Below are 24,471 nucleotides of genomic sequence, written 5' to 3'. Positions count from 1 at the left end.
TACAACACAAATAGGTAGCACAGCATTATTAAAATACCTAAATTTGCACACTCTTAGTTTAAGTAATGATGATAGACAAGATTAAAGGTCATATAGCCGAAGCCGAAGCGTTTACCACGCAAGCCAAAGAAGAACTGGAAGCATTCCGAATTAAATACTTAGGTAAAAAAGGAATACTTAACGACTTTTTTGCGGAGTTTAAAAATGTACCTAAGGAGCAGAAGAAAGAGTTTGGACAAATAGTAAACAACCTTAAAAAAACCGCCGAAGAAAAAGTAGCTGCCTTACAGGAAGCTATGGAAAACAAGGAGGAGGCTAAAGGTATTTACGGCGATTTAACACGCCCTGGTGAGCCATTTACTACAGGTTCGCGCCACCCTATATCCATCATAAAAAACCAGATTATAGATATTTTTGCCAATATTGGCTTCAACGTGTCCGAAGGACCCGAAATTGAAGACGATTGGCACAACTTTACGGCATTAAACCTGCCCGAATACCACCCTGCGCGCGATATGCAGGATACCTTTTTTATACAAACCAACCCCGATGTATTGTTGCGTACGCACACCTCATCGGTACAGGTACGTTACATGGAGGAGAATAAACCACCCATCCGTACCATATCGCCTGGTAGAGTATTCCGTAACGAAGCCATATCGGCACGTTCGCACTGTATATTCCACCAAATAGAAGGCTTGTATATTGATACCGATGTATCGTTTGCTGACTTAAAACAAACGCTTTTGTATTTTACCAAAGAAATGTTTGGTAAGAGCAAAATACGTTTGCGTCCGTCGTACTTTCCGTTTACTGAGCCTAGTGCCGAAATTGATATTTACTGGGGGCTTAAAACCGAAACCGATTACCGTATTACCAAAGGTACAGGTTGGTTGGAAATTGGCGGTTGCGGTATGGTAGACCCTAACGTGCTAAAAAATTGCGGTATAGATGCCGATAAATACAACGGTTTTGCCTTTGGTATGGGCGTAGAGCGTATTGCCATGCTACAGTACCAAATAGGCGATATTAGAATGTTTTACGAGAACGATGTACGTTTCTTAGAGCAATTCAAATCGAGTATATAATCGTACCATACAATTTTTTATAGTATGAGAAAAGATATTACAATACCTGCGGTAAAAAACGTATATGTAGTAGCACTACGCGAGTGGAACGACGATTTTATGGAAAATACGTGGTACGCCTACCTTGTTAATGGTACCAACCAAAAACTAGAGTCGGCAATAGTGGTATCCAACGCATCAGGAATGCTTAATGGCGAAGAGCGTAAAACATCCATGCTACGCCATGTTTTTGCCGAAGTTTTGCCCAATACCGCCGTACGCATAGAGTTGGTAGAAAACAATGTACTACCGCTAAACAACAGTTTTATGGTAACGTATTTTAAAGATGACGTTTTGTACGATAAAAACTTTGTGTTTAAAGCCAATAGCATTGACGAGGCAAATTACCAAGAAATCCCCGTTATTTTTAAAGATGGCGTAATGGCAAAATAACCCTTTACTACGCAATATAAAAAAAGCAGCAACTTGTAATCGGGTTGCTGCTTTTTTGATTGTTACTCGCCATCAGGAGAAGGAAAGCCCATCTGTCATTGCGAGGAGGTACGACGAAGCAATCTAACATAATTATTGCTAAAGTTTACGGGACAGATTGCTTCGCCGTACCTTCTCGCAAGAGGGGCTGTTGTACCGTAGTTAAACCAACTTACGCAACGCCAGTATAGCCCCTAGGTGTATCCCCTCGTGGTAGTTGTTAAACTCCATACCATCTTTAGCATTGCGCAACGTATACCCTACCGATGTAGGATACTCCTTGTAATGCACAAAAATGTTATTCTTAAAATCTTCCTCCGTTTTGTCAATAGTACTAATTAGTAGCGTTTTTAGTTCGGCAACCTCATCTGCAGTAGCATCGTACTCTGGTTTTGTGCCTATTTTATAGCGGTCTGCCATTGCCTCGTTAATTTGCATGGGCAAACCCGATAACGAGTACACAATGCGTTGCTGTGTAACCACAATATGCGCAATATTCCAAAAAATATTGTTATTAAACCCTTTGGGTATTTTGTTAAGTTGGTTTACCGAGTGGCTTTCTAAAAACGCCAACAATAGCTTTCGGCTATTACGAGTAATTGTAAATGTATTTTCCATTATACTGTATTTTCAGATAAAAGTACACCTTTTATGGGAAATCGAAAATGTAAAAATTAGTGTAATTACCGCCTAATAAATACCTTTGCAGCACCATTACAAACCAACACCATGAAAACTATATTTTACCTAAAAACCTGCGATACTTGTAAACGTATACTAAAAGCGTTGCCCAACACCGACGATTTTGTTTTACAAGACATTAAAAAAGACCCTATAACGGTAGCACAACTGGACGAGATGAAACGCCTAGCAGGCAGCTACGAAGCCCTTTTTAGCCGTAGGGCTACCCTATACAAACAGCGCGGACTTAAAGAAATGCAGCTTGAAGAAGCCGCCTATAAAGAATACATTTTAGAGCATTATACTTTTTTAAGCCGCCCCGTAATTGTAGATGGCGAAAACATATTTATAGGCAACAGCAAAAAAATGACAGAAGCTGCTATAGCACACCTGCAAAATGAGTAAACGCACCCTAGCCCTTGCTGCTGCAACACTAGTATCCATAATATACGGTGTAACCTTTACCATAGCTAAAGATGTAATGCCTGCCTACATAAAACCCTTTGGTTTTATTGCTTTGCGCGTGGGCATATCGGCGGTATTGTTTTGGATAGTAGCCCCTTTGTTTTCCCAACAAAAAATAGATCGTGCCGATTTTCCGCGTATTATTGCCAGCGCATTTTTTGGTGTAGCCTTTAACATGCTCACCTTTTTTGAGGGGTTAAGCCAAACATCGCCCATAATGGCATCGGTACTTATGGTAACCACACCCATAATTGTACTCGTACTATCGGCTATTATCATGAAGGAGAAAATAATTGGCAAAAAAGCCTTTGGTATTGTTTTAGGGCTTATAGGTACGGTACTCCTCATTCTTTACGGTAAATCGGTAAAAGGTGCTGATAATGCCCTTTGGGGTAATTTTTTGGTATTTGTAAATGCCGTTTCCTATGGTTTGTACCTCATTTTGGTTAAAAAACTAATGGATAAATACAATGCCTTTGCCTTTGTAAAGTGGATTTACCTTTTTGGTTTTATTATGGTATTACCCTTTGGTTGGCAACAGCTCGAGGTGGTACAATGGGCACTACTCCCCACCAACATTTACCTAAAAGTAGGGTTTGTAGTACTACTATCTACCTTTTTAACCTACTTACTTAACCTGCTATCCATGCGCGAGCTAAAACCTACCACCGTAGCCGTATTTATTTACCTGCAACCGTTTTTTGCTACCCTATTTGCTATAGGTTTGGGTAAAGATAATCTCGATTGGGTAAAAGTAGGCTCGGCAGCACTAATATTTGTAGGCGTGTATTTAGTAACCCGACCTGTAAAAAAGCCTATTGCGTAAGCAAAAGTAAAGTAGTTGGTATAGTACCTGTTTCTGATACGGTTGTACGTACCTACGCGCTATTTTTTTCTTAACTTTGTGCCTCTAAATTTTTTACATGATACAATCCATGACGGGGTTTGGCAAATCGTCGTTGCAACTACCCAACAAAAAAGTTACAGTCGAAATAAAATCACTCAACAGCAAAGGGCTCGACCTTAATTTCAGGATGCCCTCCGTATTCCGCGAAATGGAACTCGGGTTGCGCAACCAAGTAGCACAAAAGCTAGAGCGTGGTAAAGTAGAATTTTCGCTTTTTGTAGAAGTTACGGGCGAGGAAACCACAGCCAAAGTTAATGCACCCGTAGTACAATCGTACATCAACCAACTTCGCGAAGTAGTAGATGGCGATGCTACCGAACTGCTAAAAATGGCAGTACGCATGCCCGATGCTTTAAAAACCGAACGCGAGGAGATAGATGAAAACGATTGGAAAGCCATACAAGGCGTGGTAGACGAAGCGTTGGTAAACATAAAAAGTTTCCGCGCAAGCGAAGGGGCAGCATTGCAAAAAGATTTTGTTACCCGCATAGCCAATATTAAAGCCTTAATGGAGGCAACTGTTGCCCACGATGGCGAACGTATTGAAAGTGTAAAAACCCGACTGCAAAATGCCATAGCCGAGCTAAAGGTAAATGTAGACGAAAACCGTTTTGAGCAGGAGTTAATTTACTACCTCGAAAAAATGGATATTACGGAAGAGAAAGTCCGTTTGGAAAATCACCTTAATTATTTTGTAGAAACCCTAGAGGGCAACCAAGCCAATGGGCGTAAGTTAGGTTTTATTACCCAAGAGATGGGGCGCGAAATAAATACTATGGGCTCTAAAGCCAACCACGCACAAATGCAAAAGCTAGTAGTACAGATGAAAGACGAGCTGGAAAAAATAAAAGAGCAGGTGCTTAACGTATTGTAAGCAATTGTATAAAAAACTACAAAAATACCTAACGCGCCATCCCTAAACGGCGTGTTGGGTACAACAACATAACACACAATGAATAAAGGTAAACTCATCGTATTCTCGGCACCATCGGGTTCGGGTAAAACCACCATAGTAAGGCACCTGTTGGAGCAAGCAGACCTTAACCTAGAATTTTCTATCTCTGCGGCTACCCGTAGCCCTCGTGGCGAAGAGCAGCATGGTAAAGATTATTACTTTATGAGTACAGAGGAGTTTAAAAAACACATAAAAGCCGAAGATTTTGTAGAGTGGGAAGAGGTATACCGCGATAATTTTTACGGCACATTAAAAAGCGAAGTAGAACGTATTTGGGCAAAAGGGAAAAACGTAATTTTTGATATTGATGTTGCAGGCGGACTGCGCATTAAAAAGAAATTCCCCGAAGAAACATTGGCGGTATTTGTAAAGCCACCAAGCGTAGATGAGCTTAAAATTCGCCTTAAAAAGCGCAGTACCGAGAGTGACGATAAAATAAACATGCGTATTGCAAAAGCATCGGTAGAGTTAGCCACCGCACCGCAGTTTGATACTATTATTAAAAACTACGACCTAGATACTGCCAAGCAGGAAGCCCACGATTTGGTAGAGGATTTTATACGTTAACAATACCCTCCTGCAAGGTTTCCAAAACCTTGTAGGTCTAACGATTATATTGAGAATTATAAAATTAAAATCCTACAAGGTTTTTAGAACCTTGCAGGATATATACGAAAAAATGTACAATAGTTAAAAGTACTTTTTGTGAAATTAGAGGTATTACAACGGGGTTACACTTATCATATTTACAATAGAGGGATAAATAGTACCCCTATTTTTGTTTCTGATGAAAACAAAAACTACTTCTTACAATTACTCTCAAAATATGTAGCACCACATTGTAGTGTTTTCGCCTATTGTTTAATGGATAATCATTTTCATTTGCTTATTCGTGTAGATGACCCTGCCGAAAAAGTCACACAAAGTTTTTCCAACTTTTTTAACGCGTATGCTAAAGCTTTTAATAAAGCTACAAATCGTACGGGGAGTTTATTCGAAAAGCATTTTAAGCGGATTGCCATACATAACGAAGAGTATTTGAAACAACTTATAGTATATATACACCTTAACCCAAAACATCATTATAATATTGATTTTGAGCGGTATAAATACACATCATATAAAGCGTGTTTGAGCAGTAAACCAACTATTTTAAAAAGAGATGAGGTATTAAACTATTTTGGCGACCGAGATAATTTTATCTTTGTACACCAACAGAGAAATTTAGATTTACACGAGAAATTTTTATTAGAATAATCTCCTGCAAGGTTTCCAAAACCTTGTAGGTGTTAACTGTAACTACTAACCCAATAAACCTACAAGGTCGTAAAGACCTTGCAGGTGCAACCGTAAGTAAAAAATACAATTAAAATGAAAATAGGGCTTTACTTTGGTACATTTAACCCCATACACGCAGGGCATTTAATTATTGCGAACCACATGGCAGAGCATTCTGACCTCGACCAAATATGGATGGTGGTAACCCCCCATAACCCACACAAAAAGAAAAGCACTTTATTGGACGATCGCCATAGGTTACAAATGGTACACCTTGCTACTGAAGATTACGATACCATCCGCCCCAGCGATATTGAGTTTAGCCTACCACAACCCAACTATACCGTAAATACGCTAGTGCACTTACTAGAAAAATACCCCATGCACCAATTTTCGTTAATAATGGGCGAAGATAATCTCAACTCATTACACAAATGGAAAAATTATGAGGTACTACTAGCCAATCACGATATTTATGTGTATCCACGTATTAATAGTGCCGTTGCCGATGCAACGTTACTGGCAAACCCAAAAATACACCGTATAGAGGCACCTGTTATAGAGATATCGTCAACCTTTATCCGAAACAACATAAAACAAGGTAAAAACGTACAACCCTTACTACCCCAAAAAGTATGGGCGTACATAGACCATAACTTGTTTTATAAAAAATAATACCTTCTTCCTGCAAGGTTTCCAAAACCTTGTAGGTATACATAAGAGGCGTAATTTGGTAGCTACTTAGACCTACAAGCACTCAAAACCTTGTAGGTATACATAAGGCTCAATTTAGTAGCCATTAAAACCAAACAAGCACTCCAAAACCTTGTAGGTTTGGATAGCTATTATAATCTAACAATACCTACAAGGTCTTTAAGACCTTGCAGGATTAAAAGTAGTATGGCATCACTCCCCAGTCTTAACATTCCTTTATTACAGGTCGGTTTTCATAATTTGTAGCTTTGTGTAAAAATTAAAAATTATGCAAAATTTCGAATATTATAACCCCGTAAACCTTGTATTTGGCGAAGGGCAAATTGCCAAATTATCTAAACTAATCCCTACCGATGCTAACGTACTAATGGTATATGGTGGCGGGAGTATTTTTAAAAATGGCATACACGAGCAAGTAGCCGATGCACTAAAAAAACATACTGTTACCGAGTTTGGTGGGGTAGAACCTAACCCGCGCTTTGAAACGTTAATGAAAGCGGTAAAGGAGGTTAAAGAAAAAGACATCGACTTTATTTTAGCAGTAGGAGGAGGCTCTGTAATAGATGGTGTAAAATTCATTTCGGCAGCAGCCAATTACGAGGGTGATGCAGCCGAAATATTACGCAAACGCATGCGTATTGAGGATAACGCCTTGCCATTTGGTACCGTACTTACCCTACCCGCAACAGGGAGCGAAATGAACTCAGGCTCTGTAGTAACTATTGAAGAAACACACGAAAAACTACCCTTTGGAGGTCCAGCACTATTCCCGCAATTCTCTATATGCGATCCTAAAGTAATGGCATCGTTACCTACGCGCCAAGTGCAAAACGGTGTTATAGATGCTTATACCCATGTGCTGGAGCAGTACCTAACCTATCCGCACGATGCGTTATTGCAAGACAGAATTGCCGAAGGCATACTGCAAACACTTATAACAGTAGGACCTGAGGTTGCCAAAGACCCTAGCGATTACAAACTAGCAGCCAACCTAATGTGGAGCTGTACTATGGCACTAAACGGATTAATACAAAAAGGGGTACCTACCGATTGGGCTACCCACATGATAGGGCACGAGCTTACAGCCCTGTATGATATAGACCACGCCCGTACGCTTGCCATAATAGCACCCAACCTGTACCGTGTAATGTTTGATAGTAAGAAAGAAAAACTAGCACAATACGGAAAACGTGTTTGGAATATTGATGCTGATACTGTAGATGATGCAGCAACCCAAGCTATAGAGAAAACAGTAGCATTCTTCCATACTATGGGGATGGATACCAAACTATCCAATTACACCGACGATTACGAGAAAACAGCCAGCTTTATAGTAAACCGCTTTGAAGAGCGTGGCTGGAAAGCCCTTGGCGAACGCCAAAACATTACCCCCGATAAAGTGAAAGAAATAGTAGAGCTTAGTTACTAAATAGTATAAAAAAAGGCACTCGTTACTAATGTAGCGAATGCCTTTTAAACACCAAAAACAAAAATTTTAACTAACCTTGTAATTCTGTTTATTCAAACAAAATTCTATATACTAACGGCACCACGTTTTGTAAATTGCGTAAGGCATCATAATAAAATGTTAATCTTTATGTAGTGCTGCAAACTACCAACGCTAACCCCGTATGCTTTAAGAAATTGCTTGTAATTGGCATAGGGCATAAATTTTAAGTACTTTTGCTTTACAAACACTAAACCAACATGAACGAGAATCCAAAGTTCGCCGTTATAGGTGGCGGAAGCTGGGCAACTGCTATTGCAAAAATGCTTTGTGTAAACGTACCAGAAATAGCTTGGTACATGCGCAACGTTTATGCTATAGAGCATATAAAACTCCAAAAGCACAACCCCAACTACCTTAGTTCTGTAGAATTTGATACCAAAAAGCTACGGCTTACTAACGATATTAACGAGGCAGTAGCCTATGCCGACTATGTTATTTTTGCCATACCGTCGGCTTTTTTAGGTGGTGAGCTCAAAAAACTTACTGCAAGTTTAAAGGGTAAAATTATCTTCTCTGCCATAAAGGGTATAGTACCCGAAACCAGCCTTATTGTAGGCGAACACTTCCACCAAGAATATGGTATTCCATTCGATAATATTGGTGTACTAACAGGACCTTGCCATGCCGAAGAGGTGGCGTTAGAACGATTATCGTACCTAACCGTTGCGTGTGGCGACCAAAAGAAAGCCAAAGTAGTAAGCAAAAACCTTAGTAGCCACTACATTAATGCAAAAATATCCGATGATATTATTGGTACAGAATATGCTGCTATGCTTAAAAACATATACGCTATTGCTGCAGGTATAGCACATGGTTTGGGGTACGGCGATAACTTTCAGGCACTATTAATGAGCAATGCCATCCGCGAGATGAAAAAATTCATCCGTAAAGTGCATCGCATGAAGCGTAATATTAATAACTCCGCCTACTTAGGCGATTTATTGGTAACAGGCTACTCCGTATTTTCGCGTAACCGTATGTTTGGTAACATGATAGGGAAGGGATACACCGTAAAATCGGCAATGATGGAAATGAGTATGGTTGCCGAAGGCTACTATGCTACCAAAAGTGCTTATACCCTTAACCAAGAGTACAATGCCAAAACACCTATTATAGATGCCGTATATAGCATACTATACGAGGGCAAGGATGCCAAAAATGTATTTAAAAAATTAACCGAAAAACTAGATTAATACTCACGGAATATAATGGATAGTCTTATAAATCATCCTTGGCTCATAGCAGGGTTTGCTATAGCAATAGTTGTTATGTTACTTTTAGATCTTGGGGTTTTTAATAAAAACAGTCACGAAGTTTCCAGTAAAGAGGCACTAACATGGTCAGTAGTCTGGATATCGCTATCCATGCTATTTAGCGGTATTATTTATTGGGTAATGGGCTGGGAGTCGTTTACACAGTTCCAAAGTGCGTATTGGATAGAAAAAGCCCTTTCGGTAGACAACCTATTTGTATTTATACTCGTTTTTGGCTTTTTTAAAGTACCCAAGTACCTGCACCACAAAGTATTATTTTGGGGTATTATAGGCGCGTTGTTATTTAGGGCTATATTTATTTTTGCGGGGGTTGAGCTTATTAATGCCACTTACCTACCCGAAATGGAAGTATTTGGTATGAATGTACGCATTAACGCCGTACTAACCATATTTGGGTTATTCCTACTATATGCGGGTATAAAATCGTGGTCATCCAATGAGGAGGAAGATGAAGAAGAGAAAGATTTCTCTAATAGTATAGGCGCAAAAGTTATTCATAAGCTGTTTAAAGTAACCAAAAACTTTGAGGGCGACCGTTTTTTTATTTATGAGCAAGGCAAGCGCGTGGCAACACCATTATTGGTAGTAGTTGCTGTTATTGAGTTTACCGACCTTATTTTCGCTGTAGATTCTATCCCTGCCATATTTGCCATAGCACCCAACGACCCGTTTATACTTTATACCTCCAACATATTTGCCATACTTGGTTTACGTGCTTTGTACTTTTTGCTTGCCAACTTTATGCACATGTTTAGCAAGCTGCACTATGGCTTGGCAATAATACTATCGTTTATTGGGGTAAAAATGCTCATCAGTCCGTTTTACCATATCTCATCGCCCGTATCGTTAGCAGTAGTGGGTGGTATATTGGTAATTTCGGTAATAGTGTCGTTTATGTTTCCTGCTAAAGCAGATGCAAAAAAAGCGTAATTAGCAATTATTTACTTTTTGGTAAGGGGCTAAATTGTATTGCTTTTTTCCTGCAAGGTTTTAAAAACCTTGTAGGTATCTTGTAGGTATACTATAAATAACAAAATTTTTTGATGAGGTTGCTATAATAATAGCCCACAAGATTTTGGGAACCTTGTAGGTTTTACCCTGACTAATTTACTAAAATGTATTTTGTTTTTATACCTACAAGGTCGTACAGACCTTGCAGGAATGCGTGGGATTTCTTTTACTTAAACTTTAAGTATTCCGTAAGCTCGCTATACGGTAACAACAACTCTTTTGGTCCTTCGGCGTACGACGATATTTCGTAGGTATTGTAATACAGCAGCAAACCATCTTCCATAAAAAATATAGTATTGGGTAGCTTAAAGGTATCATCTTCAAACATAAATCCAGTACTGTTTATGGGTTGCCCATCGGGTATGTTGTGTTTACCTCTAAAACGTTTTTCGGCATAATCGGTAAAACCATTTAAGTCGTTAAAAATATCGCGGTAAGCAAAGGCATGTCCTGTTGCAGGGTCAAACAACAACGAGCGTAAGCCCTCGTAACCATGCGCACCCCCTGTGTAGGTATAATGCTTTAGCTCAATGTTAATTAAGCTATCGGTTTTGCGTATTACATTGGCAGTTACTTTACCCTCCCATTCCAACGCCTCTTTCGGGAATTCCTTTTTCAATTCCTCGTACGAGCCTATAAACGATGCCATTAAATCATCATAATTGGTGGCCTCATACGGTCTTTCACCATAATACATAATCTCCCTAACGGTATTAAACACCTTTTTATTAATACTGTCGGCAGTAGGCTGTGGTCCTGTAGCTACGGGTACAGCTATTTCTACCTTAGGGCATTTATCCTTACACGGTAACGATGTTGTGGCTTTGTACTGCTTTGTTTCCAACGCTAGCGCTACAGGCGGTTCGGCATCCATATCTTCAATGTCATTAGTGCCTTTCTTATCCTTTCCGCACCCCGTAATTAAAAGGGCTATAAAAGCTATTGTAATATAGTGTTTCATAATAAATGTTATAGATTTGTAAAAGGAGCTGTAAACAGTATACAACAGTAAACAAATTACAGTAAATTTGTCTGAATATAAAAACAATCACGAAATTAAATTATATGAAATTTAATACAAAAACCATACACGGGGGGCAACACCCCGATCCTGCTACAGGGGCGGTAATGCCACCCGTATACCAAACCTCAACATTTGCACAATCTAGCCCAGGCGTTCACCAAGGGTACGAGTACAGCCGTGCTGCCAACCCTACACGTACAGCGTTAGAGGATGCTTTGGCAAGTATAGAAAACGGTGCGCGCGGACTTGCTTTTTCGAGCGGATTGGCAGCTACCGATTGCGTACTGAAATTACTAAAACCGAATGATGAGGTTATTGCCATGGACGATTTATATGGTGGTACCTACCGTATGTTTAGCAAAGTGTATAGCAATATGGGTATTAAATTTCATTTTGTAGATATGACGGACTTGGATAAACTCCAGTCGTTATTCAACGAAAACACAAAACTGGTTTGGGTAGAAACCCCCACCAACCCACTAATGAAGCTTGCCGATATTGCAGCCATTGCTAAAATAACAAAAGAGAAAAATGTACTTTTTGCTGTAGATAATACTTTTGCAACACCGTACCTACAAAATCCACTGGATTTAGGGGCAGATATTGTAATGCACTCGGCAACCAAATACCTAGGCGGGCACTCGGATGTTATTGCGGGCGCACTAGTAGCCAAAACCGAAGAGCTAGGCGAGCAATTGCACTTTGCACAATTTGCAACAGGCGCAACGTTAGGACCAAGTGATTCGTACTTGGTACTACGTGGTATAAAAACGTTACACCTGCGCATACAACGCCATAGCGAAAATGGGCAAAAAGTAGCCGAGTACCTTAACAACCATCCAAAAGTAAAACGGGTGTACTACCCAGGGTTAGCGAATCATCCTAACCACGAAATTGCCAAAAAGCAAATGCAAAATGGTTTTGGCGGTATGGTATCGTTTACATTTGAATCGGGTAAAAAAGAAGACTCGATTACATTCCTCGAAAAAGTAAAAGTATTTACCCTTGCCGAATCGTTAGGTGGTGTAGAATCGTTAGCCAACCATCCTGCTTTAATGACGCATGCATCGGTACCCGAAGATAAGCGACAGGAGCTAGGTATTACGGATGATATGGTGCGCCTTAGTGTAGGAATAGAGGATAGTGAAGATTTACTAAACGACCTAGAGCAAGCCCTTAACCTATAAACAAATACAAGTACTCCCTCGTGGTAGCCGTAACAGGCTGTGCGCGAGGTAACACAAAAATAAAAACCAATACATAAAGTAGTAGCAATAATATATAACTGTATGTAAGAAAACTGTATATTTGCCACTATTACGAAAACGTTTTCTTAAACACAAAATTTATACAATATGAGTGGAAGTGTACAGTCTTTTATGGACGCAGTTTCTAAAAGAAATCCAAACGAGCCAGAGTTTTTACAAGCCGTGCATGAGGTTGCCGAAACGGTAATTCCGTTTATAGAAAATAACCCAAGGTACCAAAACAAAATGCTTTTGGAGCGTATGGCAGAGCCAGAAAGAGTTATCATGTTTCGCGTTAATTGGCTGGACGATAACGGAGAGGTTCAGGTAAACAGAGGCTACAGAATACAAATGAATTCGGCCATAGGTCCTTACAAAGGCGGGCTTCGTTTTCACCCATCCGTAAACCTTAGTATTTTAAAATTCCTTGCTTTCGAGCAAACCTTTAAAAACAGCCTTACAACCCTAGCTATGGGTGGCGGTAAAGGTGGTGCTGACTTTGACCCGAAAGGAAAATCAGACAACGAAATAATGAAATTCTGCCAAAGCTTCATGACGGAGCTTAGCAAACACATAGGTGCCAATACCGATGTACCTGCGGGCGATATTGGTGTAGGCGGTAGAGAAATAGGCTTTATGTACGGGCAGTACAAAAGGCTACGTAACGAGTTTACAGGTGTACTTACAGGTAAAGGCATGAGCTACGGAGGATCGTTAATACGCCCCGAAGCTACAGGTTACGGCTGTGTGTACTTTGCACAAAGCATGCTAAGCACAAAAGACACCTCGTTTAAAGGTAAAACTGTAGTAATATCAGGTTCAGGTAACGTAGCACAATACGCAACCGAAAAAGTAATCCAATTAGGCGGTAAAGTAGTTACACTATCCGATTCATCGGGATACATTTATGACGAAGCTGGTATTGATGCTGATAAACTAGCCTACGTAATGGAAATTAAAAACGAGCGTAGAGGTAGAATTAAAGAATACCTAGACAAATACCCAGATGCGAAGTACGTAGATGGCGGACAGCCATGGGAAGTAAAATGTGATGTTGCCCTACCATGTGCTACACAAAACGAAATAAATGGCGACGAAGCTAAAATGCTTATTAATAACGGTTGTATGGCTGTTGCCGAAGGTGCAAATATGCCCTGTACACCCGAAGCAGTAACAGCTTTCCATAATGCAAAATTACTTTTTGCACCTGGTAAAGCATCCAATGCAGGAGGTGTAGCAACATCAGGACTAGAAATGTCGCAAAACTCACTACGCCTTAACTGGACAAGAGAGGAAGTAGATGGGAAATTAAAAGAGATAATGAACGATATTCACGAAGCTTGTATTAAGCACGGTAAAGAAGCCGACGGACATATCGATTACGTAAAAGGAGCAAACATTGCAGGCTTTGTAAAAGTAGCCGAAGCCATGTTAGCACAAGGTGTAGTATAAAACCTACCCCTTTTACCATAACGTAAAAAAGCTGCCTACACACTAGGCAGCTTTTTTTATACCCGTTATACAAAAACCATAATAAATTCGTTTTAGCTTATATTTGCCATTAAATACTATATTAATGAAACGCTTAGCACCACTATATTTTTTACTATTTACCTGCGCCATTTTTGCACAAAATGCGCAACAATGGGTAGGGCATTTTTCCTATACCAGTGTGCAGGACATGACGCAGTCTAGCGGCAGAATGTATGCCGCTGCCGAGAGTGCCATGTTCTCCAAAAGCGTTATTACCAACGAGCTCCGTACCATAACATCCGTAGATGGCTTAAAGCCCGAAACCATAACCGCCATACACTATAGTGCCGAGTTTAACCGTACCCTAGTTGGTAGCGATAACGGCTTGCTAATAATTGTAAATGCCGATAACTCCATTGTAAATAAAATAGATATAGTAGAAGAAGCCATAGTACAACCCAGCAAAAAACGCATTAACCACATTTACGAACACGAAGGCAAAGCCTACATATCGTGCGATTTTGGTATTGCCGTTTTTGATATTGCCAGCCTAGAATTTGGGGACACCTATTTTTTGGGTTCCAACGGAGCCGAAATAGCCGTAATACAAGCCTCCGTACTAAACGGTTACCTGTATGCTGCCACAGCATCCAACGGTATTCGTAAAGGACTGCTTGCCAACCCCAACCTAAACGATTTTAGCCAATGGACACAGGAGTTTGGCGGAGCATGGTCGGGCATAGCTACCTTTGGCAACACCCTTTTTGGGGCAGATACTGCGGGTAACGTATTTAGGCTAATAGGCGGTAGCCCCTTTCCGTTTACCTTTACAGGAGCAACCGCAGTAGATTTTAGGGCAGCCAACGGTTACCTAGTAGTAACAACCGCCAGCCGTATTACCGTTTTCGATGAAGATTTTACACAAGTACTCCAGCTAAACAACCTACCTGGCGAAGATGTTGTATTTACCTGTGCCACCGTAGTATCGGGCAGAATATTTATTGGCACGCAAGAAAACGGTGTAATAGAAAGTTTCATCGAAAACATTTCCATACGCGAAAACATTACGCCCAACGGTCCGTTGCGTAGCAGCATTTTTTCTATCGAAAAAACACGTAATGCCCTATGGGCAGTATTTGGTGGGTACGATTTTCAGTTTATCCCCGATTTCTCACAAAAAGGTATTAGTAAATTTACCAACGAGGGTTGGTTTAACATACCCTTTGAGGATGTATTGGGAGCCTTATCGCTTACCGATGTAGCCGTAAACCCTAACGACGAGAGTAAAGTATTTGTAGCATCGTACGATAAAGGATTGTTAGAACTACAGGATGATGTACCCATAGAATTATACGACGAAAGCAATAGCCCGCTACAAAACCAGCAAGCCGTAGCAGGTTTTGATAACCTGCGTGTAAATAGTTTAGCCTACGATGCTAATGGTGGACTGTGGATGACAAATGATTTAACAGAATCGCCCTTACGTGTGTTTCGTAATGGCAACTGGACATCGTATAGTTTTGTAGATGAAGTGGACGACCCCATATCCAACAAATACCAAAAAATGATAATTGACAGGAATGGCACAAAATGGATACCCTCTATAAACTCGGGGCTTATTGCCTTTAACGAAACCCAAGGCAATAAATTTATTGTAATTGGCGATGACGATTTTGGAAATTTACCAAACATTTACGTAAAGGCGGTAGCTATAGATAATAGCAATAGGCTTTGGATAGGAACATCGGCAGGGTTGCGCGTACTGTCGGGTATCGACCGTTTTTTAACCGAAGATGTATTAACTACAAATGCCATTATTATAGAGGAAGATGGCTTGGCACAAGAGCTACTGTTTGAACAAGATATAACCGATATTGAAATAGATGGCTCTAACAACAAATGGATAGCTACTGGTAGTGCAGGGGCATTTTTAGTATCGCCCGATGGGCAAAATACCATTTTCCACTTTACCAAGCAAAATTCACCGCTACCCAGCAACACCATAAACGATATGGCTATTGACCCTGAAACGGGCGATGTGTTTTTTGCTACCGATAGGGGTATGGTTGCCTACAAAGGTACAGCTACAGCTGCAGAGGACGATTTGAGTAACGTTTTTGTATACCCTAACCCTGTACGCCCTGGTTTTGAAGGCGAGGTAAAAATAAGCGGGCTTATTGATAACGCCAATATTAAAATTACCGATATTGAGGGCAACCTTGTACACGAAACTACATCCGAAGGGGGTACCGTACTTTGGGATACCACCGCTTTTGGTAAATACAAAGTAGCCTCGGGCGTGTATATGATTTTTATTGCCTCGGAAGATGCTACCGAAACTAAGGTTAAAAAAGTAATGATTGTACGATAACCCTATACTTTACCACGAGTGCTTGTAAAAACAAAAGCTATTGTTATTAGTTCGTTACGCTATCAGGAAAAAAGCCTGATTGTAAAATGCTTTACGGCATCCGACGGATTAAAATCGTACTACGTGCGCGATGCCTTTTCATCGCGTAAAAGCACCCAAAAAACGGTTTACTTTCGCCCGTTAAACATCCTCGAAATAGAGGCAACGCATAAAAACAATGGTCGGCTAGAGTATTTTAAAGAGGTACGCTTGGCACACCCTTATTTTTCTATCAATACCAATATTGTAAAAACAGCTATAGCCCTATTTATGGCAGAGATGTTGCACCATTGTATTAAAGAGGAGGAGCAAAACCAAAACTTATACGAGTATTTAGAAACGGCTTTGCTTTGGCTGGACACGCACAACGAGGTAACCAATTTCCACTTAATAGTATTACTAGAAATTACAAAGTTTTTAGGGTTTTATCCCGAGAGTAACAATAGTGGTGGTGCTTTTTTCGAAATGTCCGAAGGGGTTTTTGTAGCCTACCCAACCATAAGCTGCCTTTCCGAAAAGGAAACAAGTTTACTCCGTACCTTAATGCCCTTAAAGCTAGACGATACGGCAAAAATGTTTCATGTTTCGGAACGACAGTTGTTATTAAAAATACTTATGGATTATTACGCCTTGCACCTAGATGGCTTTGTGCGCCCAAAATCGTTAGATGTATTGCGCGAGGTGTTTAGTTAGCTATAACCGTACTTGTTACAAAACCTGCGGCAAGCCATACATACCATTTTTTATACCACGGTTGGGGTATTTGTACTTCGGCCGCTTTTAAGTTGGTTACCGTAACGTAGGGGTTGCTGTTGGTAACATCGGTGGTAATGTATTGTTTGCCTAAAAACCATTTGCGTTTTACGCCTGTAATTATGGTTACTTTATTAGGTATGGTTAAATCCTCTAAAGTAAAACCAACATTATCTGCACTATAACTAAAGGAGTAATGCTTATGGTTTACTTTGCCTGCGCGTACAAAATCGTATTCCCGAATTGGTTGCTCAAAAAATACTTTTATCGTATCAAATTGTGTTACGGTTTTGTACTTTACAACGGTTTTTATGTTGGCAAATTCCTGTTTTAGTTTCTCAATTTCCCTGTCCTTACCAAGCAATGCACTTAATTGTTTTTTATGGGTTGCTTGTAGGGTTTTTATACTGGCTGTTGTGGTGCCTAATTTGTTTTGGTAGTGCTTTAGGCTATCGGTTAAGGCGGCTTGGTTTTGATTGGCTATGGTGGTGTTGTGGTTGTATTTTTGGCATTGGTGTAGCAGTAGTATAGCCAATGCTATACTTACGGCATACGGTAGGTAGTGTTTCATACATTTGCCCACTTGTAAATCTTGCTCTTAATGGTCTCGGTAAAAAAGTCTTGGTTATCTATTTTTGCTTTTAATGTTCTCCAGTTGTTGCCAAATGTTTTTTCGATGTGGGGGTAATCTTTAAAACGTTTCCAGTCGCCACCCCATTCCCAACCAATGGCTTTAAAGTGGTTAATAACTTCCATCCAATCGGGGGTTAAATCACGGTCGTAATCTGCTTTAGTATCCCAAGAGGCACTCTCAAACGTTCCGTTACCATCTTTATCTAACAACAAAACAATATCTATAGCTAACCCGTAGTTGTGTATGCTTTGTCCCCCTTTGGCATTGGTTACTTTTGGTCCTTTTGTGGTGCGTCCTTGTGCATACAGGGCATCTTGCTCGGCTATTGTTCGTAGTGTATGGGCAAATCGTAAACGTACGCCTTTGCCTAGTAGTTTGTTGTTAACGTATAGGTAGGCATCGTGTACTTCTTTCCGTATACTGGGGTGTAATACTTTAATTCTTTCTAGTGTTATTTTGTCGGCAACCATAGTTATTGTTTTTGTTGGAGTTCGGTAATTTCTTTCTGTAACTGTATTAATTCTTTAGTATTGGTTTGCATTTTAATGCGGTCGCGTTGTAAACGTAGTGTTTCGTTTTGGTAGTGCTTCCGTAGCTCATTTATGTGCATTTCTATTATATGCCTATCGGTAGGATCGTCAAAATAAACGTTATCTACTAATGTAGATAGTGAGCAGTAAATTACGCCTGTTGGAGTAGAGGCTAAAAAGTGTATTTCGCTGTATTTTATTCCTTCGGTCATGTAAATACGTTTTAGCATACAAGCGGGCATTTCATCTACTTTGTATTGTAACGGTTTATTTTTATTGGTTATTATAGCTACGAGCATTTCGGTATAACTGTAGTCTACTTTTAACGCATCATAAAAGTGTAGCTTGTCGGGGCGGTGTGTTTCGCCTTGTAATACAGATACTTTGTATGGTTTTATGTGGCTGGGTTCGCCCGCGCCATTGTGTGTAGTAAATATAAGAAAGCGATCGATATGGCTGTGCTGTTTTGCTGTATTAAGAATAATATCTACTTCTAAATATTGTTTGGAAACTTGTATGTTGTTGCTCTCGTTTCGTTGTTGTTCTTCCTTTTCCTTATTTGTTTGTAGTTCTAATAATTGTTTTAGCTTTTCGGCTATTTTTTTGGGCTTTCGGTTGTCTTTCTTTTTGTAATAGCGTTCAAATCGTATGGTAATATAAGCTAAAATAACCCCTGCTATTACACCAATACCGCTATCGATAATGTTATCTATCATCGGGTTTAAACCTTTCTCGTCCACGGCGTTGTATTTGCCCTAGCCAATAAATGGCTTGGTCTAAACATCCGCCCAGTAGAAATCCTGTAAAATAGGTAGCCTCTCCCTTGTATAGTTCGGGCGCAAAACGTACGGATAGGAAAACGGTTAAAACGGATGCGATTACGCGGTGCTTGTTGTCTTTCCAAAGGAATTTACTGCTAAACTTATATGGGGTATTTACGCTGTTTTTATTCCGAAATAATACGGCTACCGATAGGCTTAAAAATACCCCTATAACTACAAACAGGAAATAAACAATGTAAAAATCGAATGTGTGTGCCCCTAGTAAGTTGGTTATTATTTTCTCGATTAGATTCATGCTACATTATTATTTTCAGAAATCGTGGTAGTAATTTTACTGCTTTTACGCTTTTTTAGTTGTGTGGTTTATTATGTTATAGCTTTTTCAAAAGTTATTTTTAATGATTTTTGCGTTAAGCTATCTGAAGTGTCTTGCAATACTCCTGAAAATATAATATAAATATCGTTGGTAGTGTCTATACTTGTACTTAATGGTTCAGAGGTACTCTCTGTTTCACCGTTAGTATTGGAGTTAGTAGCTGAATGACCGAATAGAATTCCTCCTGACTTTATTATAAAATCTCTTCTGAAATCAGTAAATCGTCTGGCATTAGTTACTGAGTTTAAGCTTGCAATTCTAGTAGCGCCTGTTAAGCTGTTGGTTGTGTTTATGTATACCCTGTGGTAGGCATCGCCTGTAATTCCTGCTTTTTCGAACATTGTAGCGAAAGAAAACACCCCTGTATTAATTGTACCTCCCGCTATTAAAAATGATTTTAATACTGTTTCATCAGTAGTGCCCGTTAGTGTGGTGCTATCTGTAACATCGTTTAAAAGGAGCTGTGTGGTTGTTGCTGTTAATAGGGTGTCTACGTATATTTTATTTGTTAATTCTTCATCCAAGGTAGGAAAACCTGTAATTGTTGTAGGGATATTTGAAAAATTTGTTTGCCCTGTCACATCTATACTAGAATTAAATTGTACTGTGTTGGTAGTAATGATCATATCTTCTTGTGCAACAAACGAAAATGCTCCAGCAGAATTCATATTCCAGCTACTTCCTGGTCCGTTACTAAAACTGAAAAAATCACCTGCACCATTGCTAGGCTGCATATTATCTATTTGCAAAACTCCTGTAGATGTTAAAATACCATTTACAGTAAGACCATTACCATTTACTGTGACACCATCGTTATTTCCTGCTAGTAAAATTCCTCCTGTCCCAGCATTTATATTTACACCACTTCCTGCATTAGCAGTAATACTACCGTTATCTCCACCATTTATAGACCACCCATTAGGTGAGTCTATATTTACTCCACCACCACCACCATCAATTTCAACTCCATTAGTAGATCCATTTAATACAATTCCTCCTGCATTACCGTTTATCGAAACACCAGTAGAAGAATTGAAGTTTAAGGTTCCTCCTGCTCCTGCACCTATTGACCCGCTATCATTTCCTAAAAATATAGACCCTCCAGTCCCTGCTATAGAGATTTCCCCTGACCCCGACCAGCTGAAACTTTCTCCAATGTTTAATCCAGATCCTCCGTTTTCGGTATTTACATCGATTAGGAATTCATTGTTTGTTATTGTTAGTGTAGTGCTATCAGTTGTAGAATTAGCACTGGTTACGTAGAAATCACTATTGATAGTAGCAGAGTTTCCGCTTTCCAATACGGCTTGCAAATCTAAATTTGTTATTTGGTTTTGTAACTGAAATATACTTGATGAAAAACCTGTACTATTGGTAACGGTATCTGTAGCTCCAGCTGTGTTATCTGTACCTAATGGCAAAAACCGTACGAACCCAGAACCTGAAACTTGTGCACCATTACCAAAAACTAAATTGCCCGCATCGCCTCCAGACAACGTAAAGCCATCGGCAGGAATAGTTACATTACCTGTAAAAGTAGGATTAACAACAGAAGCCGTATTTAATAAACTATCGTCAACGTATTTTTTTTGTACGTAGTCTAGGGCGGTTATATTAGAAGTATAATCATGCTCTCCTGACAACCCTGCAGAGTTAGCATTTGCACTGATATTTATATTTCCGTCATACTTGCCTATTTGTGAATCTCCATACAAGTTTATTCCGTTATAATTAATTATAGTATAAGTACCACTTCCACTATCGAACAGTGCTCCGCCTGATGTTAAGTTAGACAGCACACCAGTACCATCATCATTTATGAAACTAATCAGTCCATCGTCTGTGTTTTTAATTGATAAATTCGCATTACTTGAACTATTGTTTAGAGAAAAGAATGTCTCAAATTCACCATTTTTTGATATACTATTCCCATTATCAGTAATCGTTTGTAAATCAATATCAGTAGTTACATTACTATTCGTGCTTGATATTAAATCGGTTGCCGTGAACGTACCGTTGTAAACACCTGCTGCCCCTACAAACTGCACGAAGTACAACACGTCGTCAGTACTGTAGCTAAAGTAGTAGCTGATGATATTACCATCGTTATTAACCGTTCCAGCATCACTAAAATCGTATTGTGTACTGTTGGCAGCAGTAAGGTAATCGCCATTAGCAAGTGCATCTAGGCTTATAATATTTGCAGCGGGGTTAGTTTCTACATCTTGCGTAGTATAGTTTTTTACATTTATTAAATGCAAGTCTAAAAAGCTAAAGGGTGTACCACCATTGCCCCAAGTACCCTTACCACCGCCAAAGGCATAAATATATTCTGCGGCAACGGCACCAGGTACTACTAGAGATGCCCTAATGAAAACAGGACTTTCCATAGCGGTTATGGTTACCGTTACCTCGTTTAGTTTTTGGGCTACGGCTACCGACATATCAAAACTTGGGTCTCCTTCGGGTTGCAATATGTTTCCTGCATACAGGGTACGCGATACGTTGTTTTGGCTGTATAATGAGCCCTCGTCCAACGTAGTGCGGGTATAACATACGCTTATAATAGCTGCTTGTAGCTCTTCTATTGTGGTGTAAATGGTACCGTTTATATTAAATTGGTCAAAGTGCGTTAAAGGCACCAATACATCTTTGTTGTTGTAGGTATTGTAAATGGTAAGGCTATCGCCGGCTACTTTGGTAACGTAATTTTTAAAGTACTGAATACCATTTAAGGTAAATCGGCTTTCGTTTAAACTGTTTATTGCAATCATGTTATACTATTTTTGTAAATCGCATACCTTGGTTGGTGTTGCCCATACCGCAGCTTTTTTTGTAATCTTCGTTGTTGGTTCGTGTTAGCCAGTTGTGTACGCTTTCCCATATTTTATGAGCAGCATCGCGGTTGACTTGATACATACTTTTTTTGGTTGCAGCCTCTGCTGGGCGACTTTCGGGGTTTAGTTTTTCTACTACCGAGTAGGGCGTATCGGTTACCGATGCAAATAGCGTATAACGGGCATAGGTAAAGTACGATAGTACCATTTTTACCCCGTAGTTAGTATAGCTAATACCCTCATGCTCATACACGCCACCGTTTAATAATATTGTATAATTTTCGGGTGCAGCCATAACGGCAGTAAACAGTTTTTCGCCCAACAGAGGTTGCAAGTCCAGTAGCTGTGCATCCAATATCATTTCGTTGAGCTTGGCATCGTTTGGGGTTTTAGATATTTGCCGGTATTGCGCAATATCAGTCCGTGTTATTAAGGGTTGCATCATCTATAAGTTTTAAAGGTTGTACGGTAAGGCTGGCGTAATCTTGCGATTTTTGGAGTAGCTGATTAATAATAGCAGCAAGCAGGTTTCGCTCTTTAGTAGTGTTTTCCCAGTAAGTACGTTTCATTTCACGAATTGCCTCGCCCGAGTTACCAAACAACGATGCTTCGTTGGTTTTTACAAGCCCTGCGGGTAGGTTGTTAAAGGCAACCAAAATGTTTTCGCGTACGCTACTCTCGGTATAATTAAACAGCTTATCGTCTATTTTGCTTTCAATCTGTTTTATTAAAATAGCATCGTCCAGCTTTTCGCCTGCAAAATCCATTTCTAAGCACAATACACCGCCTGTGTTTTGTGCGCCCAAACTGTCTTTAATCGCTTCTTGGAACTTTTCGCGCTCGCTTTCGGCATCCAATAAGGCATGGCTACCAGGCTCTAAACCTTCGCCTACTAAAGGGCGTGTTACTACGAGTGTGTTACCGAAAAAGCCTTTGCGGAGTAGCCTGTTTTTATACACGGCTGCTTGTGCTTCGCTATCGCAATCGTCGGCAACGCTATCAATGCGAGATAGGGGATAGATGAGCTTGGTATCCATATTAATGTAGAGTACTTGCCCTTTGTAATGCTCCCATCCGCCTGCTTTTTCTACCTGCGCATCTATTACTTTTTTGCGTGGGTTATACGTATCAATAAGCTGAATATCTGCTTTTTTGGGGCGAAGCCACTCTTTGCAAACGGCAATTTTGCCATTGTAATCGTTACTATCGGTTTTACCGATGCGGCACCACTCGTACGGAATTACACTAAAATCGGCAATTTGGTACAGTGCATTCCAATTAACGTGTATAAACACGCCACGTTGTTTTACCAAATCGTCTGCTACATCATCGGCAAAATCAATAAGTTTTAAATTTTGCTCTTTATTGATGATAAGATTATCCGCATCCGTTCCGAAGCCTTTACCGATCAGGTACTGTACCATTATGGCTGCTGCCGATTTTGCGGTAACGCTATTATTAATAAGTCTATCCATCCTTTCGGGGTAGGCATTATCTACATCGTTAGCATACACATCGATACTTTTGCTCCATGGGGTAAGCCTTTTCCAAACGTCTATAAGGAGCGTTTTCATTCTGCTTCGTTATTAGGCAAAGTGTCGGTATCATCTGTTTCAAGGCTTGCTTGCTTTTTTATAGTGTGTTGCAAAGGTTGTTGTTTTGCAGCGCGTTTTTTTCGTGGTTTGGGTTTTGCAGCTTCTAGTTGGGCTTGGGTAGGAATGTGTGCAAAAAGGCTTTTGCCATTGGGGCGTGCTAATAATTGTGTAGCATACTCTGTGGTAATATTGGTGTTATTAACCAGTATAGGTGAGCCGAATGCTAGCGGAATATTTTCGTATTTGGCGTGTAGCCTATATTTTGATGTATCTGCCATGGCTTTAAAGTGGTTTTTATACTTTGCTAAGTATTGGGTTAAACATTTAGGGCAACTGGGGTTAACTTTCTCGTTAAACAGTGCCGTATATTGTTGTAAGAATAGTTGCAGATACCGAACACCGTCGCCCCTTGTTCCTTGGGCGACGGTACGGATATCCATAGTGGTAAAGTCCATG

The 24,471-nt window shown here is 39.9% G+C and carries 25 protein-coding genes; 15 read left to right on the top strand and 10 right to left on the bottom strand.

Annotated features, from left to right (window positions below; genetic code table 11):
- Positions 1-68: 68 nt before the first annotated feature.
- Complete coding sequence (locus K1I41_RS03480; protein ID WP_220641806.1) at positions 69-1,088, top strand: phenylalanine--tRNA ligase subunit alpha; 1,020 nt, start codon at positions 69-71, stop codon at positions 1,086-1,088.
- Between the two features lie 24 nt (positions 1,089-1,112).
- Positions 1,113-1,520 (top strand): hypothetical protein, encoded by a 408-nt coding sequence (locus K1I41_RS03475; RefSeq protein WP_220641296.1) that lies wholly within the window; start codon positions 1,113-1,115, stop codon positions 1,518-1,520.
- 201 nt (positions 1,521-1,721) lie between these two features.
- Here K1I41_RS03475 and K1I41_RS03470 read toward each other — a convergent pair whose 3' ends face one another.
- Positions 1,722-2,177 (bottom strand): DinB family protein, encoded by a 456-nt coding sequence (locus K1I41_RS03470; protein WP_220641295.1) that lies wholly within the window; start codon positions 2,175-2,177, stop codon positions 1,722-1,724.
- Between the two features lie 111 nt (positions 2,178-2,288).
- Here K1I41_RS03470 and K1I41_RS03465 point away from each other — a divergent pair, with 111 nt between their 5' ends.
- From K1I41_RS03465 to K1I41_RS03425, 9 genes are all read left to right on the top strand, one after another.
- A complete protein-coding gene (locus K1I41_RS03465) occupies positions 2,289-2,645 on the top strand; it encodes an arsenate reductase family protein (RefSeq protein ID WP_220641294.1) in 357 nt (118 codons plus the stop codon).
- Positions 2,638-3,531: a DMT family transporter gene (locus tag K1I41_RS03460; RefSeq protein ID WP_220641293.1), complete on the top strand. Its 894-nt coding sequence runs from the start codon at positions 2,638-2,640 to the stop codon at positions 3,529-3,531. The genes K1I41_RS03465 and K1I41_RS03460 overlap by 8 nt, the downstream gene beginning before the upstream one ends.
- Before the next feature lie 97 nt (positions 3,532-3,628).
- Positions 3,629-4,486 carry a YicC/YloC family endoribonuclease gene (locus K1I41_RS03455; RefSeq protein WP_255566964.1) on the top strand — a complete coding sequence of 286 codons (858 nt, stop codon included), beginning with the start codon at positions 3,629-3,631 and terminating at the stop codon, positions 4,484-4,486.
- Positions 4,487-4,564: 78 nt separating this feature from the next.
- Positions 4,565-5,134: a guanylate kinase gene (gene gmk / locus K1I41_RS03450; RefSeq protein WP_220641292.1), complete on the top strand. Its 570-nt coding sequence runs from the start codon at positions 4,565-4,567 to the stop codon at positions 5,132-5,134.
- Between the two features lie 138 nt (positions 5,135-5,272).
- A complete protein-coding gene (locus K1I41_RS03445) occupies positions 5,273-5,824 on the top strand; it encodes a transposase (RefSeq protein ID WP_220641291.1) in 552 nt (183 codons plus the stop codon).
- 114 nt (positions 5,825-5,938) lie between these two features.
- Complete coding sequence (gene nadD, locus K1I41_RS03440; RefSeq protein WP_220641290.1) at positions 5,939-6,520, top strand: nicotinate (nicotinamide) nucleotide adenylyltransferase; 582 nt, start codon at positions 5,939-5,941, stop codon at positions 6,518-6,520.
- Between the two features lie 307 nt (positions 6,521-6,827).
- Positions 6,828-7,988, top strand: coding sequence for an iron-containing alcohol dehydrogenase (locus K1I41_RS03435; RefSeq protein WP_220641289.1), 1,161 nt, complete (start codon positions 6,828-6,830; stop codon positions 7,986-7,988).
- A gap of 278 nt (positions 7,989-8,266) precedes the next feature.
- The gene (locus K1I41_RS03430; RefSeq protein ID WP_220641288.1) at positions 8,267-9,262 is read left to right on the top strand and encodes an NAD(P)H-dependent glycerol-3-phosphate dehydrogenase; all 996 of its coding nucleotides are present in this window, start codon (positions 8,267-8,269) and stop codon (positions 9,260-9,262) included.
- A gap of 15 nt (positions 9,263-9,277) precedes the next feature.
- Positions 9,278-10,273, top strand: coding sequence for a TerC/Alx family metal homeostasis membrane protein (locus K1I41_RS03425; protein ID WP_220641287.1), 996 nt, complete (start codon positions 9,278-9,280; stop codon positions 10,271-10,273).
- A gap of 247 nt (positions 10,274-10,520) precedes the next feature.
- Here K1I41_RS03425 and K1I41_RS03420 read toward each other — a convergent pair whose 3' ends face one another.
- Complete coding sequence (locus K1I41_RS03420) at positions 10,521-11,315, bottom strand: DUF3298 and DUF4163 domain-containing protein (RefSeq protein ID WP_220641286.1); 795 nt, start codon at positions 11,313-11,315, stop codon at positions 10,521-10,523.
- A gap of 86 nt (positions 11,316-11,401) precedes the next feature.
- On the opposite strand from K1I41_RS03420, the gene K1I41_RS03415 reads away from it, so the two are divergent.
- The 4 genes from K1I41_RS03415 to recO all read left to right on the top strand — a co-directional run bounded on the left by K1I41_RS03415 (position 11,402) and on the right by recO (position 17,201).
- Entirely contained in the window at positions 11,402-12,565 is a 1,164-nt protein-coding gene (locus K1I41_RS03415) for a cystathionine gamma-synthase (protein WP_255566973.1), read from the top strand.
- A 168-nt stretch (positions 12,566-12,733) separates the two neighbouring features.
- On the top strand, positions 12,734-14,077 hold the full coding sequence (gene gdhA / locus K1I41_RS03410) for an NADP-specific glutamate dehydrogenase (protein WP_220641284.1): 1,344 nt from the start codon (positions 12,734-12,736) through the stop codon (positions 14,075-14,077).
- A 124-nt stretch (positions 14,078-14,201) separates the two neighbouring features.
- On the top strand, positions 14,202-16,469 hold the full coding sequence (porZ, locus tag K1I41_RS03405; protein WP_220641283.1) for a type IX secretion system anionic LPS delivery protein PorZ: 2,268 nt from the start codon (positions 14,202-14,204) through the stop codon (positions 16,467-16,469).
- A gap of 18 nt (positions 16,470-16,487) precedes the next feature.
- The gene (recO, locus tag K1I41_RS03400; RefSeq protein WP_220641282.1) at positions 16,488-17,201 is read left to right on the top strand and encodes a DNA repair protein RecO; all 714 of its coding nucleotides are present in this window, start codon (positions 16,488-16,490) and stop codon (positions 17,199-17,201) included.
- Here the strand turns inward: recO and K1I41_RS03395 are convergent.
- From K1I41_RS03395 to K1I41_RS03360, 8 genes are all read right to left on the bottom strand, one after another.
- Positions 17,194-17,832: a DUF6549 family protein gene (locus tag K1I41_RS03395; RefSeq protein ID WP_220641281.1), complete on the bottom strand. Its 639-nt coding sequence runs from the start codon at positions 17,830-17,832 to the stop codon at positions 17,194-17,196. The genes recO and K1I41_RS03395 overlap by 8 nt on opposite strands.
- Complete coding sequence (locus K1I41_RS03390) at positions 17,829-18,365, bottom strand: M15 family metallopeptidase (RefSeq protein WP_220641280.1); 537 nt, start codon at positions 18,363-18,365, stop codon at positions 17,829-17,831. The genes K1I41_RS03395 and K1I41_RS03390 overlap by 4 nt, the downstream gene beginning before the upstream one ends.
- Before the next feature lie 2 nt (positions 18,366-18,367).
- Positions 18,368-19,165, bottom strand: a complete 798-nt coding sequence (locus K1I41_RS03385; RefSeq protein ID WP_220641279.1) for a hypothetical protein — start codon at positions 19,163-19,165, stop codon at positions 18,368-18,370.
- On the bottom strand, positions 19,131-19,502 hold the full coding sequence (locus K1I41_RS03380; RefSeq protein ID WP_220641278.1) for a hypothetical protein: 372 nt from the start codon (positions 19,500-19,502) through the stop codon (positions 19,131-19,133). Before K1I41_RS03380 ends, K1I41_RS03385 begins: the two co-directional genes overlap by 35 nt.
- A gap of 71 nt (positions 19,503-19,573) precedes the next feature.
- Positions 19,574-22,357, bottom strand: a complete 2,784-nt coding sequence (locus K1I41_RS03375; protein WP_220641277.1) for a beta strand repeat-containing protein — start codon at positions 22,355-22,357, stop codon at positions 19,574-19,576.
- Position 22,358: 1 nt separating this feature from the next.
- A complete protein-coding gene (locus K1I41_RS03370; RefSeq protein ID WP_220641276.1) occupies positions 22,359-22,865 on the bottom strand; it encodes a DUF6712 family protein in 507 nt (168 codons plus the stop codon).
- Positions 22,837-23,994 carry a hypothetical protein gene (locus K1I41_RS03365; protein ID WP_220641275.1) on the bottom strand — a complete coding sequence of 386 codons (1,158 nt, stop codon included), beginning with the start codon at positions 23,992-23,994 and terminating at the stop codon, positions 22,837-22,839. Before K1I41_RS03365 ends, K1I41_RS03370 begins: the two co-directional genes overlap by 29 nt.
- A complete protein-coding gene (locus K1I41_RS03360; RefSeq protein ID WP_220641274.1) occupies positions 23,991-24,470 on the bottom strand; it encodes a hypothetical protein in 480 nt (159 codons plus the stop codon). Before K1I41_RS03360 ends, K1I41_RS03365 begins: the two co-directional genes overlap by 4 nt.
- Position 24,471: the final 1 nt, after the last annotated feature.

Origin of the sequence: Flavobacterium litorale, from assembly GCF_019613795.1 — a bacterium.
Lineage (GTDB): Bacteria > Bacteroidota > Bacteroidia > Flavobacteriales > Flavobacteriaceae > Flavobacterium > Flavobacterium litorale.
Note: the sequence above shows the minus strand (reverse complement) of the source record. Positions and strands in the feature narration are given on the sequence as shown.

Coding starts and splice junctions, on each gene's coding strand:
- K1I41_RS03480 (WP_220641806.1), top strand. CDS start 69: ATGATAGACAAGATTAAAGGTCATATAGCCGAAGCCGAAGCGTTTACC.
- K1I41_RS03470 (WP_220641295.1), bottom strand. CDS start 2,177: ATGGAAAATACATTTACAATTACTCGTAATAGCCGAAAGCTATTGTTG.
- K1I41_RS03390 (WP_220641280.1), bottom strand. CDS start 18,365: ATGGTTGCCGACAAAATAACACTAGAAAGAATTAAAGTATTACACCCC.
- nadD (WP_220641290.1), top strand. CDS start 5,939: ATGAAAATAGGGCTTTACTTTGGTACATTTAACCCCATACACGCAGGG.
- K1I41_RS03395 (WP_220641281.1), bottom strand. CDS start 17,832: ATGAAACACTACCTACCGTATGCCGTAAGTATAGCATTGGCTATACTA.
- K1I41_RS03475 (WP_220641296.1), top strand. CDS start 1,113: ATGAGAAAAGATATTACAATACCTGCGGTAAAAAACGTATATGTAGTA.
- gdhA (WP_220641284.1), top strand. CDS start 12,734: ATGAGTGGAAGTGTACAGTCTTTTATGGACGCAGTTTCTAAAAGAAAT.
- K1I41_RS03420 (WP_220641286.1), bottom strand. CDS start 11,315: ATGAAACACTATATTACAATAGCTTTTATAGCCCTTTTAATTACGGGG.
- K1I41_RS03455 (WP_255566964.1), top strand. CDS start 3,629: ATGATACAATCCATGACGGGGTTTGGCAAATCGTCGTTGCAACTACCC.
- K1I41_RS03380 (WP_220641278.1), bottom strand. CDS start 19,502: ATGAATCTAATCGAGAAAATAATAACCAACTTACTAGGGGCACACACA.
- K1I41_RS03375 (WP_220641277.1), bottom strand. CDS start 22,357: ATGATTGCAATAAACAGTTTAAACGAAAGCCGATTTACCTTAAATGGT.
- gmk (WP_220641292.1), top strand. CDS start 4,565: ATGAATAAAGGTAAACTCATCGTATTCTCGGCACCATCGGGTTCGGGT.
- K1I41_RS03465 (WP_220641294.1), top strand. CDS start 2,289: ATGAAAACTATATTTTACCTAAAAACCTGCGATACTTGTAAACGTATA.
- K1I41_RS03460 (WP_220641293.1), top strand. CDS start 2,638: ATGAGTAAACGCACCCTAGCCCTTGCTGCTGCAACACTAGTATCCATA.
- K1I41_RS03425 (WP_220641287.1), top strand. CDS start 9,278: ATGGATAGTCTTATAAATCATCCTTGGCTCATAGCAGGGTTTGCTATA.
- K1I41_RS03430 (WP_220641288.1), top strand. CDS start 8,267: ATGAACGAGAATCCAAAGTTCGCCGTTATAGGTGGCGGAAGCTGGGCA.
- K1I41_RS03435 (WP_220641289.1), top strand. CDS start 6,828: ATGCAAAATTTCGAATATTATAACCCCGTAAACCTTGTATTTGGCGAA.
- K1I41_RS03370 (WP_220641276.1), bottom strand. CDS start 22,865: ATGATGCAACCCTTAATAACACGGACTGATATTGCGCAATACCGGCAA.
- porZ (WP_220641283.1), top strand. CDS start 14,202: ATGAAACGCTTAGCACCACTATATTTTTTACTATTTACCTGCGCCATT.
- K1I41_RS03365 (WP_220641275.1), bottom strand. CDS start 23,994: ATGAAAACGCTCCTTATAGACGTTTGGAAAAGGCTTACCCCATGGAGC.
- K1I41_RS03360 (WP_220641274.1), bottom strand. CDS start 24,470: ATGGACTTTACCACTATGGATATCCGTACCGTCGCCCAAGGAACAAGG.